12 protein-coding genes are annotated in these 12,715 nt (G+C 68.1%); 4 read left to right on the top strand and 8 right to left on the bottom strand.

Going from position 1 to position 12,715, the window contains the following annotated elements; all coding sequences use genetic code 11:
• Nucleotides 1-115: 115 nt before the first annotated feature.
• Together Q0P60_RS14545 and Q0P60_RS14540 are read right to left on the bottom strand one after the other, a co-directional pair.
• Nucleotides 116-886 carry a rhomboid family intramembrane serine protease gene (locus Q0P60_RS14545; protein ID WP_294994802.1) on the bottom strand — a complete coding sequence of 257 codons (771 nt, stop codon included), beginning with the start codon at nt 884-886 and terminating at the stop codon, nt 116-118.
• Nucleotides 887-992: 106 nt separating this feature from the next.
• Nucleotides 993-1,955, bottom strand: a complete 963-nt coding sequence (locus tag Q0P60_RS14540; protein WP_010487446.1) for a TerC family protein — start codon at nt 1,953-1,955, stop codon at nt 993-995.
• Nucleotides 1,956-2,307: 352 nt separating this feature from the next.
• Here Q0P60_RS14540 and Q0P60_RS14535 point away from each other — a divergent pair, with 352 nt between their 5' ends.
• Entirely contained in the window at nt 2,308-3,477 is a 1,170-nt protein-coding gene (locus tag Q0P60_RS14535) for a class I SAM-dependent rRNA methyltransferase (RefSeq protein WP_294994797.1), read from the top strand.
• A gap of 116 nt (nt 3,478-3,593) precedes the next feature.
• Nucleotides 3,594-4,835, top strand: coding sequence for a dipeptidase (locus tag Q0P60_RS14530; RefSeq protein WP_294994794.1), 1,242 nt, complete (start codon nt 3,594-3,596; stop codon nt 4,833-4,835).
• Between the two features lie 139 nt (nt 4,836-4,974).
• Here Q0P60_RS14530 and Q0P60_RS14525 read toward each other — a convergent pair whose 3' ends face one another.
• From Q0P60_RS14525 to Q0P60_RS14515, 3 genes are all read right to left on the bottom strand, one after another.
• Nucleotides 4,975-6,402 (bottom strand): amino acid permease, encoded by a 1,428-nt coding sequence (locus Q0P60_RS14525; protein ID WP_294994791.1) that lies wholly within the window; start codon nt 6,400-6,402, stop codon nt 4,975-4,977.
• 166 nt (nt 6,403-6,568) lie between these two features.
• Nucleotides 6,569-6,988, bottom strand: a complete 420-nt coding sequence (locus tag Q0P60_RS14520; RefSeq protein ID WP_294994788.1) for a hypothetical protein — start codon at nt 6,986-6,988, stop codon at nt 6,569-6,571.
• A 53-nt stretch (nt 6,989-7,041) separates the two neighbouring features.
• Nucleotides 7,042-8,112 (bottom strand): aldo/keto reductase, encoded by a 1,071-nt coding sequence (locus Q0P60_RS14515; protein ID WP_294994785.1) that lies wholly within the window; start codon nt 8,110-8,112, stop codon nt 7,042-7,044.
• A 113-nt stretch (nt 8,113-8,225) separates the two neighbouring features.
• Between Q0P60_RS14515 and Q0P60_RS14510 the strand changes: the two genes are divergently transcribed.
• Entirely contained in the window at nt 8,226-9,128 is a 903-nt protein-coding gene (locus tag Q0P60_RS14510; RefSeq protein WP_294994782.1) for a LysR family transcriptional regulator, read from the top strand.
• A gap of 124 nt (nt 9,129-9,252) precedes the next feature.
• On the opposite strand, the gene leuE is transcribed toward Q0P60_RS14510, so the two are convergent.
• On the bottom strand, nt 9,253-9,882 hold the full coding sequence (gene leuE / locus Q0P60_RS14505; RefSeq protein WP_294994779.1) for a leucine efflux protein LeuE: 630 nt from the start codon (nt 9,880-9,882) through the stop codon (nt 9,253-9,255).
• Nucleotides 9,883-9,897: 15 nt separating this feature from the next.
• Nucleotides 9,898-10,869 carry a LysR family transcriptional regulator gene (locus tag Q0P60_RS14500; protein WP_294994776.1) on the bottom strand — a complete coding sequence of 324 codons (972 nt, stop codon included), beginning with the start codon at nt 10,867-10,869 and terminating at the stop codon, nt 9,898-9,900.
• Nucleotides 10,870-10,960: 91 nt separating this feature from the next.
• Between Q0P60_RS14500 and Q0P60_RS14495 the strand changes: the two genes are divergently transcribed.
• The gene (locus Q0P60_RS14495; protein ID WP_294994773.1) at nt 10,961-11,968 is read left to right on the top strand and encodes a zinc-binding alcohol dehydrogenase family protein; all 1,008 of its coding nucleotides are present in this window, start codon (nt 10,961-10,963) and stop codon (nt 11,966-11,968) included.
• 122 nt (nt 11,969-12,090) lie between these two features.
• Here Q0P60_RS14495 and Q0P60_RS14490 read toward each other — a convergent pair whose 3' ends face one another.
• Nucleotides 12,091-12,696, bottom strand: a complete 606-nt coding sequence (locus Q0P60_RS14490) for a glutathione S-transferase N-terminal domain-containing protein (RefSeq protein WP_294994770.1) — start codon at nt 12,694-12,696, stop codon at nt 12,091-12,093.
• Between the last annotated feature and the right edge of the window lie 19 nt (nt 12,697-12,715).

The following is a 12,715-nucleotide window of genomic DNA, read 5'->3' as shown; positions in this document are numbered from 1 at the left end:
CGGCCGGCACTACCCTCTATCAGCCACGCAGCTGAGAGAGGGTCGCCCGCCCGCGGCGGTGGATGGGACCAACCGACCCGGTAGTGCCGGCCGCTGGCCGGCACCCGCGGCATCCTCAGCCGCGCGGCTCGTCCGGTCGCCGGAACGGGATCACCACGTAGTCCTGGCCTTCGCGCGGCTGCCACAGCACCGGCACGCGTTGCGGCGGCGGCGGCTCCAGCTCGTCGTCGGCCAATGCCTCGGCCTCGTCTTCTTCGTCTTCCCAGCTGTAGCGCTGGCGCGGCGGCAGCGGGTCGGCGTTGCGGAACAGCAGCGCGGCGATGATGCCGGCGAACGCGCCGCCCATGTGCGACTGCCAGGACACGCCGTCGGCGTGCGGCAGGATGGTCATCAGCATGCCGCCGTAGAACAGCATGCCGATCAGGCCGGTGGCGATCGCCGCACGGTCGCGGCGCAGCAGGCCAAGGCTGGCCAGCAGGAACATCAGGCCGTGGGTGACGCCACTGGCGCCGAGGTGCACGCTGCCGGGATTGCCGAGCATCCACGCACCCAGGCCCGAACCCAGCCACAGCAGCGGCAGGGCGCGCACGGTCGCTTTCGGGTAGACGCTGCCGGCCAGGGTGCCGAGGATCAGGATCGCGATGCTGTTGGCGGCGATGTGCTCGACCGACGCATGCAGCAATGGGCCGCCGATCAGCCCGAGCAGCCCCTTGGCTTCCAGTGGCGCGACGGCCCAGGGCCGCCAGTCGAACGTGCCCTGCAGCGCGAACACGGCCACCAGCACCAGCACGGCGGCCAGGCTGGCATTGAACGCCCGCACGATGCGCGAGCGGTCGTTGCGGGGGGCCGGCGCATCGCCGGCGGGCAGGGGCGCGTTGTTGTTCATACCTCAGCAATGGCGGTGACTGGCGCGAAACCAAGGCCACCGCTGCGGGAGAGTGGGGTACGGCCGGCGGGACAATCCCGCCGGCCGCGCCATCCAGCGGTCAGGCTCAGGCCTGGCCTTCGCCTTCCTTCGGCGGGTACTTCAGGCTCAGCACCACGGTGGCGGCAATGATCACCGCGACCACGCCCAGCGAGACCGGGGTCGGGATCTTGAACAGGTCGATGATCATCATCTTGATGCCGATGAAGCCCAGCACCAGCGCCAGCCCGTACGGCAGCAGGTGGAAGCGGTCGGCCATGCCGGCCAGCAGGAAGAACATCGCGCGCAGGCCCAGCACCGCGAACACGTTGGAGGTGAGCACGATGAACGGGTCGGTGGTGATCGCGAAGATCGCCGGGATGCTGTCCACGGCGAAGATCACGTCGGTGACCGCAATCAGGATCAGCACCGCGAACAGCGGGGTGAACCAGCGCACGCCATCGCGCTTCACGCTCAGCGCATTGCCGGCGTAGTCCGGCAGCAGGCGCAGGTGCTTGCGCATCCAGCGCAGGGCCGGGTTGGTTTCCAGATCCGGCTCCTGGCCGGCGGCGAACCACATCTTCCAGCCGGTGAACAGCAGGAAGGCGCCGAACACATAGAGCAGCCAATGGAACTGGCTGATCAGCACGCTACCGGCGAAGATCATGATCGTACGCAGCACGATCGCACCCAGGATGCCGATGATCAGCACCTTCTGGCGCTGCTCCTCCGGCACCGCGAAGTAGCTCATGATCATCAGGAAGACGAAGATGTTGTCGACCGCCAGTGCCTTCTCGACCAGGTAGCCGGTCAGGAATTCGAGGCCGACCTTGTTGGCCACGACCTGGCCGGCGGTCTCATTCAGGTAGTACCAGAGGCCCGCGTTGAACAGCAGGGCCAGCGCGACCCAGCCGATGGACCACCACAGGGCCTCCTTGAAGGTGACCTTGTGCGGTCCACCATGGCGCATCAACACGAGGTCGACCAGCAGGGCGATGACCACCACCGCTGCGAAGCCGCCCCACAACCACACGTTACCGATCGTCTGCATTGGGAATGTCCGTTGGAAAGATGAATGCCAGGCCGGACGGGCGAGGATCTGCAACGGAGGATCGGGAGGGGGATCCAGGGACAGAGCTTCGCCAGTACGGCGAAGGTCTCGCTCGCAGTTCCAGTCGGCTGGAACTGCCGTTGCACCGGAGCCTGCGGGCTCGAAATGACGGCGACAACGTCTGGGAGCTACTCCCCTTCTGCCGCCGATTCTGCGGCCTCGCCGGGCTGCCGTCAAATGACCGGTGGCCAGGGCCGGGCTAAGGGGTCAGAGCCCCTGCGGGGATCTGACCCCGGTGCCGCTCAGAGCCGTTGCGGGGATCTGACCCCGGCGCCCGGTTTACAATAGGTGGATGAATACCCCCCTTCCCGTTGTCCGCCTCAAGAATGCGTGGCGTTCCAGCCACCCGTGGATCTTCCAGAAACTGGTCGAGAAGCCGACCGTCCGGCCCAAGCCCGGCTCCATCGTCGATGTGGTCGGCGTGGACGGGGAGTTCATCGGCCGCGGGTTCTACAACGGGCACTCGCGCATTGCCGTGCGCATCCTTGAAACCGATCAGAACGTGCCGGTGGATGCCGGCTGGTTCTCGCGCAAGATCGCCCAGGCGGTGTCGCTGCGCCGTGAGGTGCTGAAGCTCGATGCGGTGTCCGACGCCTGGCGCGTGGTGCACAGCGAGGGCGACGGCCTGTCCGGCCTGGTGGTCGACCGCTACGGTGACCTGGTGGTGGTCGAGTTCTTCGCCGCCGGCATGTTCCGCCACCGCGAATGGATCTACGACGCACTGCGCGAACAGTTCCCGGGCTGCCGTTTCCACAGCTTCGCCGACGAGCACGTGCAGAAGCAGGAGAGCTTCGACTTCCACGGCAACACCACCACCGAAGCGGCGGTGATCACCGAATACGGCATCAAGTTCCGCGCCGACCCGGCCGGTGCCCACAAGACCGGTTTCTTCGCGGACCAGCGCGAGAACCGCGAGTGGCTGAGCCAGCAGGTGGAAGGCAAGAGCGTGCTCGACCTGTGCTGCAATACCGGTGGCTTCGCTGTGTATGCAGCGGCACGCGGCGCTTCGGAAGTGGTCGGCATCGACATCGATGAAGACGTCATCCAGATCGCCAAGGGCAATTCGCGCCTGAACAACGTGCGTCCGAAGTTCGTCCAGTCCGACATCTTCCCGTGGCTGCGCGATGCCGCCAACCGCGGCGAGCAGTATGACGTGGTGATCCTGGACCCGGCCAAGATGACCCGTGACCGCGACCAGGTCATCACCGCGCTGAAGAAGTACCTGGACATGAACAAGCTGGCGCTGGGCGTGGTGAAGCCCGGTGGCCTGTTCGCCACCTTCTCCTGCACCGGTCTGGTGGCCGAGGACCAGTTCCTCGACATGCTGCGCCGCGCGGCGTATTTCTCTGGCCGCACGATCCAGATCCTGAAGGTCGCCGGTGCCGGCCCGGATCATCCGTTCATGGCCCACGTGCAGGAATCGCGTTACCTGAAGGCCGTGTTCTGCCGCGTGGTCGACTGACCTGCCGATCGCTGTAGAGCCGAGCCCACGCTCGGCTGATGTGTGCGAAAGCCGAGCATGGGCTCGGCTCTACAAAAGCGCTATGGTCGGGCTCTTCCCACTGCCGGTGAGAGCCCATGCCTTCGTTGCGTCGCCTGTCCGTCGTGCTTGCCCTGGCGCTGTGTGCGCCGTTGTCTGCCCATGCCATCGAGTTCAGCGCGCAGGAACTGGCCCGTGCCAAGGCGCTGCAGCAGCGCCTGGTCACGCTCGACAGCCACCTGGATACGCCGGCCAACTTCGGCCGCAGTGGCTTCGATATCGAGCAGCGGCACGACCGCAACGCGCTCTCGCAGGTGGATTACCCGCGCATGGTCGAAGGCGCGCTGGACGGCGGCTTCTGGGCGATCTACACCGACCAGGGCGACCGCAGCGCGGCCGCGCACCTGGCCGAGCGTGATCACGGCCTGCAGCGGCTGCTGGAAATCCGCGAGATGCTGGCGGCCAATCCCGAGCGCTTCGGCTTGGCGCTGACCGCCGACGACGCGGCGCGGATCAAGGCGGCCGGCAAGCGCGTGGTCTACATCAGCATGGAAAACGCCAGCCCGCTGGTCGCCGATCCCAGCCTGCTCTCGTTCTACCACCGTGCCGGCCTGCGCCTGCTCAGCACCGTGCATTTCGCCAACAACGAGTTCGCCGATTCGGCCACCGATCCCAAGGGCGCCGAATGGCAGGGGCTGAGCCCGGCCGGCAAGGCGCTGGTGCGGCAGGCCGTGAAGCTGGGCATCGTGATCGACCAGTCGCATGCGTCGGACGCGGTGTTCGACGACCTGCTGGCGATGATGCCGGTGCCGTTCGTGCTCTCGCACAGCTCGGCCAAGGCGGTCTACGACCACCCGCGCAACCTCGATGATGCGCGCCTGCGCAGGCTGGCCAAGGCCGGTGGCGTGATCCAGGTCAACGCCTATGGCGGCTACCTGATCGACACCGCGAAGACGCCCGAGCGCAAGCAGGCCGAAGAGGCGCTGAGCAAGCAGCTGGGCGGCTGGGAAGCAATGGGCATCGAGCAGGGCGTGGCGCTGCTGAAGGCCGAGCAGGCGCTGGATCACGAGCACCCGGTGCGGCATGCCAGCCTGGACGATTTCTTCGCCCACTTCGAGCACATCCTCAAGGTGGTCGGCCCCGAACACGTGGGCATCGGCCTGGACTGGGACGGCGGTGGCGGCCTGAGCGACCTGCCTGACGTCAGCCAGCTGCCGAAGATCACCGCCTGGCTGCTGCGCAAGGGCTACACCGAGCAGCAGATCGCGGGCATCTGGGGCGGCAACCTGCTGCGGGTGATGCGCCAGGCGCAGGACTACGCGGCAAAGCAGGGCGGTTGAACCACCCTGCGGTGGTGCCGGCCAGCGGCCGGCTACCTGACGCCTCCGATTGATACGGTAGTGCCGGCCGCTGGCCGGCATTGCGCGATCCAGGAGGATGCGGGTTGCCGGCCAGCGGCCGGCACTACCGGTTATCCGTTTATTTCGCGATCAGCGCGTGCTGGCGGCTGTACAGGAAGTACAGCACCAGACCGACCACGTTCCACACCAGGAAGTACAGCTGGGTGGTGTGCGGCAGGCTGATGAACAGGTAGATGCAGCCCAGTGCGGCCAGCGGGCCGACCACGAAGGCCAGCGGCGTGCGGAAGGTGCGCGCGCGGTCCGGCTCGCGCAGGCGCAGTACCACCAGGCAGATGCCGACGGCGGTGAACGCCGCCAGGGTGCCGGCATTGGCCAGCGCTGCAATCTCGTCCAGGCGCGCCACGCCGGCCAGTGCCGATACCACCACCGCAGTGAACAGGGTGGTCGCCACCGGCGTGCCGGTTCGGGCGTTGACCTTCGACAGTCCACGCGGCAGCAGGCCATCGCGGCTCATCACGAAGAAGATGCGGCTCTGGCCGTACAGGAAGGCCAGCAGCACGGTCGGCAGCGCGATGATGGCGATCACGCCGATCACCATGGCGGCGGTCGGGTGGCCGAGCTGGCGCATGATCAGCGCCAGCGGCTCGGCGCTGTGGCCGAACACCGCGTAGCTCATCGCACCGACCGCGGCCAGCGCCACCAGCACGTAGACGATGGTGCAGCCGATCATCGAACCGATGATGCCGATCGACAGGTCACGGCCCGGATTCTTGGTTTCCTCGGCAGCGGTGGAGATCGCATCGAAACCGTAGAAGGCGAAGAAGATGATCGCCGCGGCTGCCATCACGCCGTGTTCGACCCCATCGGGGCCGATCGACTTGGCGAAGCCATAGGGCATGAACGGCTGCAGGTTGGCGCTGTCGAAGGCCGGCAGCGCCACCGCCACGAAGATGGCCAGCGCAATCAGCTTGAACACCACCAGGATGGCGTTGAGGGTGGCGCTTTCCTTGGTGCCGGCCATCAGCATGCCGGCCACCAGCCAGGTGATGACGATCGCCGGCAGGTTGATCATGCCGCCTTCCACGTGCGGGCCGGCGGCAAGCCATGCGGGCAGGTGCACGTTCCAGCCGAACTGGGTGTGGACCCATTCGAGGAAGCCGACGAAGTAGCCGGACCAGCCGACCGCCACCGTACTCACCACCAGCGAGTACTCCAGGATCAGGCTCCAGCCCACCACCCAGGCGAACACCTCGCCCAGCGCACTGTAGCTGTAGGTATAGGCGCTGCCGGCGGCCGGCATCATCGTCGACAGTTCGGCGTAGGACAGTGCCGCGCAGGCGCAGACCGCGCCGGCGATGGCGAACGAGATCAGCACGGCCGGGCCGGCCAGGTTGGCGCCGACGCCGATCAGGGTGTAGATGCCGGTACCGACGATGGCACCGATACCCAGTGCGATCAGGTGCGGCCAGCTGAGCGTCGGGATCAGGCGCCTGCCGGCTTCGTGGACGGTGACGGAATCTAGGGACTTGCGCCGTAACAGGGACATGCAGGCCTCGGAAGGGGTGACTAAGAACGACAAGTTCCCGAGTGTGACCGAACGCAGCGCAGCATTACCACTGACGGGGGTCATGCCTGGCGCGGCGCGCGCTGCACCGCGACCAGGCTGCCGGAATCGGCATAAAGTGAGACTGGCCGGCGGTGCCGGGCCCGCTTCAGGGAACGCTGGGCCAGTGGCAGCCGTCTTCCTGCCAGGCGTCGCTGTCATCGTGGAACGTGGTGCGGCGGCCATCGCGGGCACGTTCGTAGCTCAGATCCAGTACCAGCGCGCCCTGCGTGCTCAGCCGGTAGCGCCCGTTGAGGCGGCCGTCGATGCGTTCTTCCCAGACGCTGTCGAACTGGTAGGGGCGATCCTCGGCCAGCACCGTGGTTTCCAGCGAAACCCGGCGCAATGGCAGGCGCTCGCGATGGCCGGCGTAGTGCACGTCGGCCTGGCCGTCCTCCAGCCAGCGCCATTCCAGATGGATGCTGTCATTGTGACCGCCGCTCAGGCAGCGATGGTCCTGCGCGGTGCTGGCAGACGCAGTGCCGGCCAGCAGCAGCAAGAGCAGGGTGCAGCGAGCCAACCGGACCATCCACGCGCATCCATTCGAGAAGGGAGGGCCAGCATAGCCCGCCCGCCACGGCCTCAGCTTCCGCGCGGCCGCAGACAGGTGCCGCCGCTCATCAGCATCCGCGGCAACGGCATCTGCAGGAAATCGTGCGGGAAGGCCGGCGCCACTGCGCTGATCGCATCGAGGCGGGCCAATGCCTCGGCCGGCAGCACCAGCTCCAGTGCGGCCAGGTTGTGCTCGAACTGCTCCAGGGTGCGGGCGCCGACGATCGGCAGCGCACCCGCCGCCGGTCGCTGCAACAGCCAGGCGAGCGCCACCTGTGCCGGAGAATGCGATAGGTCAGCCGCGATCTTCCGTACTTCATCGGCAATCTGCAGCGAACGCGGCGTCAACGCGCCGTTGATCAGGGCCACGCTGCGGCGTGATCCCCCGGGCGTGGCCTGCAGTTCATCGGCGCTGGCCAGGTCGGCCACGCTGTATTTGCCGGTCAGCACGCCGCTGCCCAGCGGCGACCACGCCACCACGCCCAGGCCAAGCGCATCGGCCATCGGCAACAGCTCCTGTTCGACGCTGCGCTGGATCAGGCTGTACTCGATCTGCAGCGCCACCAGCGGCGACCAGCCGCGCAGGTCGGCCAGGGTCTGCATGCGCGCGATCTGCCAGGCCGGCGTATCGGAGATGCCGGCGTACAGCACCTTGCCGCTGCGGACCAGGTCGTCGAAACCGCGCATCACCTCGTCCACGCCGGTGGTGTCATCCCAGGCGTGCAGGTACAGCAGGTCCAGGTAATCGGTCCCCAGCCGACGCAGGCTGTCTTCCACCGAGCGCAGCATGCTCTTGCGATGGTTGCCGGCGTTGTTGGGGTCGCCGGGGACGGTGGCCAGGGTGTACTTGCTGGCGATCACCAGCCGGTCGCGCTGCCCCTGGGCGAAGCGGCCGAGCAGGGTCTCGGCGCTGCCGTTGGTGTAGTTGTTCGCGGTATCGATGAAGTTGCCGCCACGTTCGACGTAGCTGTCGAAGATGCGGCGGGCCTCGGCTTCGTCCGCGCCCCAGCCCCAGTCGGCACCGAAGGTCATCGTGCCCAGGGCCATCGGGCTGATTCGCAGGCCGGAGCGGCCCAGCAGGCGGTAGTGGTCCAGCGACATGGCAGGTGTCCATCACAGGGAGGCGGGCGAGCCGCCGGGAGGCACAGCATCCGCCGCCCGATCCTGTGGATAAACTGGATGGAACCGGACTCACCATGAAGAATGGCTTCACAATGGATCCCTCCGCTCCCCTCTCGGCGGTGGTCGCCTTCGTCCACGTTGCCGACCATGCCAGCTTTACCCGCGCCGCCGATGCGCTGGGCGTGTCCACTTCGGCGCTGTCGCAGAGCGTGCGCGCGCTGGAAGCGCGGATGGGCGTGCGGCTGCTGCAGCGGACCACCCGCCGGGTCGGGCTGACCGAGCACGGCGCGCGCTTCCTTGAGCGCGTGCGCGGCGGACTGGCACAGATCGAATCGGCGTTCGCCGATCTCGACAGCGCGCGTGCGGTGCCCGCCGGCAAGCTGCGCATCACCCTGCCACGCATCGTTGCCGACCGTCGCGTGCTGCCGGCCCTGCCGTCGTTCCTGGCACGCTACCCGCAGGTGGAAGTGGAACTGTGCGTGGAACCGGCGCTGACCGACCTGGTCGCCGAGGGCTTCGACGCCGGCATCCGCCTGGGCGAGTCGCTGGCACGCGGCATGATCGCGGTGCCGATCGGGCCGCCGGAGCGGCAGGTGGTGGTGGCCACGCCCGGCTACTTCGCGCAGCACGGCATTCCGGCCAGTCCACACGATCTGCAGGGCCATCCGTGCATCGTCCATCGCCGGGCCAATGGCCGGCTGATGCCGTGGGAGTTCAGCCGTGACGGCCACGACCTGGAGGTGGAAGTGACCGGCCGCCTGGTGTTCAACGATGCCGAGCTGGCCTATGCCGCGGTCCTGGCCGGTCTCGGCATGGCCCAGGGGTTCGCCTCACTGGTGGCCGATGATCTCGCCGACGGGCGCCTGCAGGCCGTGCTGCAGGACTGGCAACCGCCGTTCCCCGGCTTCCACCTGTATTACCCGGCGCGCGAACACATGGCGCCGAAGCTGCGGGTGTTCATCGATCACCTGCGCGCGGAAATGCACGGCGGGTAGAGGCCAACCTCATCAACGCCGAGGGCGCCAGCGCCGACCCAGGTCGGCGACTACCGGATCCCGCGCTCTGGTAGAGGCCAACCTGGGGTGGCAGACGTAGCGTCGAGCCTGCTCGGTTGCGGTATCAGCCGTTGAGCCCGAGCCGGATGCCGAAACCGACCAGGAACAGGCCGGCCACGCGGCGCAGCGCATCGCTGATGCGCGGATGCTGGATCAGCCTGCGGCGGGCCAGGTTGCCGGCGCCGATCAGCAGCGAGCAGTAGGCGATGCTGACCACCAGGATGATGCCGGCCAGCGCGGCGAAGGTAGCGATGCCCTGGTGCGCCTTGGGATCGATGAACAACGGCAGGAACGCCATGTAGAACAGGATCGCCTTCGGATTGAGCAGGCTGACCAGGATCGCCTGCTGGAAGTAGCGGCCCGGCTGCATGCGGATCGGGCCGGCGTCACCGCCGTCGTGCTTGGGCGTGCGCAGCAGGCTGATGCCGACCCACACCAGGTACGCCGCACCCAGGTACTGCACGGCGTGGAACACCAGCGGGTTGGCCTTGAGCAGCGCCGCCACACCGGCCAGGGCCAGCCACATCAGGATCTGGTCGCCGACCAGCAGGCCGGCCAGCGCGGTATAGCCGCCGCGCACGCCGCCACGGCCGGTGGCGGTCAACAGGGTGAAGGTGCCGGGGCCGGGCAGGGCGAGAAACACCAGCACGGCGACCAGAAACGTCCACAGGTCCTGGATGCCCATCCACGGCATGGCGGCGTTCTCTTGTTACGGGGGGCCGCCATTGTCGGCCAGCGCCGCGCTTGGTGACAGGGGGCGGCCGAGGCCATCGGGCATGCCAGACAGCAGCGGTTGCAGGTGCTGGCGCAGCTGCGCGTGCAGTTGCCGCACCGCCGGCGAGAACTGCTTGCGGTGCGGGCACACCAGCTGCAGCGGAATACTGCTGCCGGCGCCATCGAGCAGCAGCTGCAGGCGCCCGGCCTGCACGTCCTCGCGCAGGTCCAGCCAGGACTTGTAGGTGATGCCCTCGCCGGCCACCGCCCAGCGTCGCACCACATCGGCATCGTCGCAGACCAGCGGACCGCGTACCGGAATCACCACGCGGCGTCCTTCGATCTCGAAGGACCAGCGGTCGTAGGCGCGGCCACCGAGCTGGTAGACCAGGCAATCGTGCTCGCGCAGCGCGTCCAGCCGGGTGGGCGTGCCGCGCCGGCGCAGGTAGTCCGGCGATGCCGCCAGCACCCGCCGGTTGCCTTCCAGCAGGGGCAGGGCGACGTAGTTGGCGTCGTCGAAGTGGCCGATGCGGATCGCCACGTCGACCGGGTCGCGGAACACATCGGCGACCTCGTCGGACAGGTGCAGGTGCAGGCGCAGCCGGGGATGGGCGGCGCGGAAGGCGCTCAGCCACGGCAGCAGCAGGTTGCGGCCGAAGTCCGACGGCGCCGACAGCTGCAGGGTGCCGTGCAGTTCGGTGTCCTCGCCCTGCACGCGCGCCTGGCCTTCGCGCAGCGTGGCCAGTACCTCCTGTGCATACGGCAGGTACAGCGCGCCTTCGCCGGTCAGGCGCAGGCTGCGGGTGGTGCGCACGAACAGTCGCAGGTCCAGCTCGCGCTCCAGCCGAGCCACCGCCGCAGCGACCTGGCCGGGCAGCAGGTCGGCCTCGCGCGCGGCCTGCGAGAAGCTGCCCAGCGCGGCAGTGCGGACGAACAGCTGCAGGTCGTCGAAGCGGATCATTTTCATTGCCGGAGTGAAAGTGCTGCCCGATTCTGCGCCTTTCTGCGCGGCGATGCGCGGCGCACCCTGTCGCCTTCTTCCCCACTGGACCGCTGCCATGCGCGCCATTGCCTACACCCACGCCGGCCTGCCGATCGACGATGCGCAGGCCCTGATCGACATCGAACTGGAGCTGCCGCAGCCAGGCCCGCGCGACCTGCGGGTGGCGGTACGCGCGGTTGCGGTCAATCCGGTCGACACCAAGGTCCGCCGCAACATGGCCACCGAGGGTCCGCGCGTGCTGGGCTGGGATGCGGTCGGCATCGTCGACGCGGTCGGCAGCGAGGTGAGCCTGTTCCGGCCCGGCGACGCGGTGTATTACGCCGGCGTCATCGACCGCCCGGGCAGCAATGCCGAGTACCAGCTGGTCGACGAACGCAGCGTCGGCCGCAAGCCAGCCCGCCTGGATGATGCCGCCGCCGCCGCGCTGCCGTTGACCGCGATCACCGCCTGGGAACTGCTGTTCGACCGCCTGCGCATCGCCGAGGGCGGTGGCGAGGGCCAGACCCTGCTGGTGATCGGCGCCGCCGGCGGTGTCGGCTCGATCCTGGTGCAGCTGGCGCGCACGCTGACCCGGCTGACGGTGATCGGTACCGCGTCGCGTCCGGAGACCCAGGACTGGGTGTACGCCATGGGCGCACACCACGTGATCGACCACCGCCTGCCGCTGGCCGAGGGCCTGGCGCGGCTCGGCATCAGCGAGGTGCAGCACGTGGCCAGCCTGACCCACACCGACCAGCACTACACGCAGATCGTGGAACTGCTGGCACCGCAGGGCCAGCTGGGGTTGATCGACGACCCGGGCCAGCTGGACGTGATGGCACTCAAGCGCAAGGCGCTGTCGCTGCACTGGGAATCGATGTTCACCCGGCCGCTGTACCGCACCGCCGACATGCAGCGCCAGCACGATCTGTTGAACCGGGTTGCCGAGCTGATCGACAGCGGCGTGCTGCAGACCACGCTGGGCGAGCACTTCGGCCGCATCGACGCGGCCAACCTGCGGCGCGCGCACGCGCTGCTGGAGAGCCACCGCGCCAAGGGCAAGATCGTGCTGGAAGGCTGGTAACACGAAGCACATTCTTTAGCGCCGAGCATGGGCTCGGCTCTGCAGCGCTTCATCCATGCATTGCGCGGATCTGCCGTGTCAGCCAAGGGTGACACCTACCCACAATGGGCGGGATCCACTCCTCATGCCACGCCGTTGTCGACGTGGGTGGTGAAACCCGGCTGCTGCCGCAGGCGCTCGAACCACGCCGCAAGGTGGGGCAGTGCGGGCTTGTTGCCGGGCGTGCTGCGCCAGCGTTGGGTCGATAGCCCGAGCACGATGTCGGCCAGAGTGAAAGCGTTGCCCGCCACATGCGAATGGCTACCGGCCAACTGTGTGTCGAGCACGCCCATCAAGCGGTTCCACTGCGCCAGGCTGGTCTCGGCGCGGCCATCGTCCGGGTAGTCCGGATGCTGGCGTACGCGCGCCATGAACACGTGTCGCCAGGCGCTGTTGAGGTCGCTGGCCTGCCAGTCCATCCACTGCTCGACCCGGGCGCGGCCCTCCGCTGTACCGGGCAGCAGGTCGTCACGGCCAGCGCGTAGGGCCAGGTAGCGGCAGATGCTGTTGGACTCCCACAGCACGAATTCGCCATCGCACAGGACCGGCACCTGCCGGTTCGGGTTCAATGTGGCCAGCAGGTCCGCCGGTGGTTCCGGTTCGTGGTGAAGTGGCAGGTCGAGGCCGGCGCACAGCCACAACACCTTGCGTACGTTGATGGAGGTGGGCTTTCCGTAAAGAGCGAGCATGGGGGCTCCCGGGGCGGAC

This window comes from uncultured Stenotrophomonas sp. (assembly GCF_945952405.1).
Lineage (GTDB): Bacteria > Pseudomonadota > Gammaproteobacteria > Xanthomonadales > Xanthomonadaceae > Stenotrophomonas.
The sequence above is the reverse complement of the archived record's forward strand: the minus strand, read 5'-3'. Positions and strand labels throughout refer to the sequence as shown.

Excerpts from the sequence above, each read along its gene's own strand:
- Q0P60_RS14510 (WP_294994782.1), top strand. The coding sequence starts at position 8,226 with ATGGATCCCTCCGCTCCCCTCTCGGCGGTGGTCGCCTTCGTCCACGTT.
- Q0P60_RS14490 (WP_294994770.1), bottom strand. The coding sequence starts at position 12,696 with ATGCTCGCTCTTTACGGAAAGCCCACCTCCATCAACGTACGCAAGGTG.
- Q0P60_RS14545 (WP_294994802.1), bottom strand. The coding sequence starts at position 886 with ATGAACAACAACGCGCCCCTGCCCGCCGGCGATGCGCCGGCCCCCCGC.
- Q0P60_RS14530 (WP_294994794.1), top strand. The coding sequence starts at position 3,594 with ATGCCTTCGTTGCGTCGCCTGTCCGTCGTGCTTGCCCTGGCGCTGTGT.
- leuE (WP_294994779.1), bottom strand. The coding sequence starts at position 9,882 with ATGCCGTGGATGGGCATCCAGGACCTGTGGACGTTTCTGGTCGCCGTG.
- Q0P60_RS14520 (WP_294994788.1), bottom strand. The coding sequence starts at position 6,988 with ATGGTCCGGTTGGCTCGCTGCACCCTGCTCTTGCTGCTGCTGGCCGGC.
- Q0P60_RS14515 (WP_294994785.1), bottom strand. The coding sequence starts at position 8,112 with ATGTCGCTGGACCACTACCGCCTGCTGGGCCGCTCCGGCCTGCGAATC.
- Q0P60_RS14540 (WP_010487446.1), bottom strand. The coding sequence starts at position 1,955 with ATGCAGACGATCGGTAACGTGTGGTTGTGGGGCGGCTTCGCAGCGGTG.
- Q0P60_RS14525 (WP_294994791.1), bottom strand. The coding sequence starts at position 6,402 with ATGTCCCTGTTACGGCGCAAGTCCCTAGATTCCGTCACCGTCCACGAA.
- Q0P60_RS14495 (WP_294994773.1), top strand. The coding sequence starts at position 10,961 with ATGCGCGCCATTGCCTACACCCACGCCGGCCTGCCGATCGACGATGCG.
- Q0P60_RS14535 (WP_294994797.1), top strand. The coding sequence starts at position 2,308 with ATGAATACCCCCCTTCCCGTTGTCCGCCTCAAGAATGCGTGGCGTTCC.
- Q0P60_RS14500 (WP_294994776.1), bottom strand. The coding sequence starts at position 10,869 with ATGAAAATGATCCGCTTCGACGACCTGCAGCTGTTCGTCCGCACTGCC.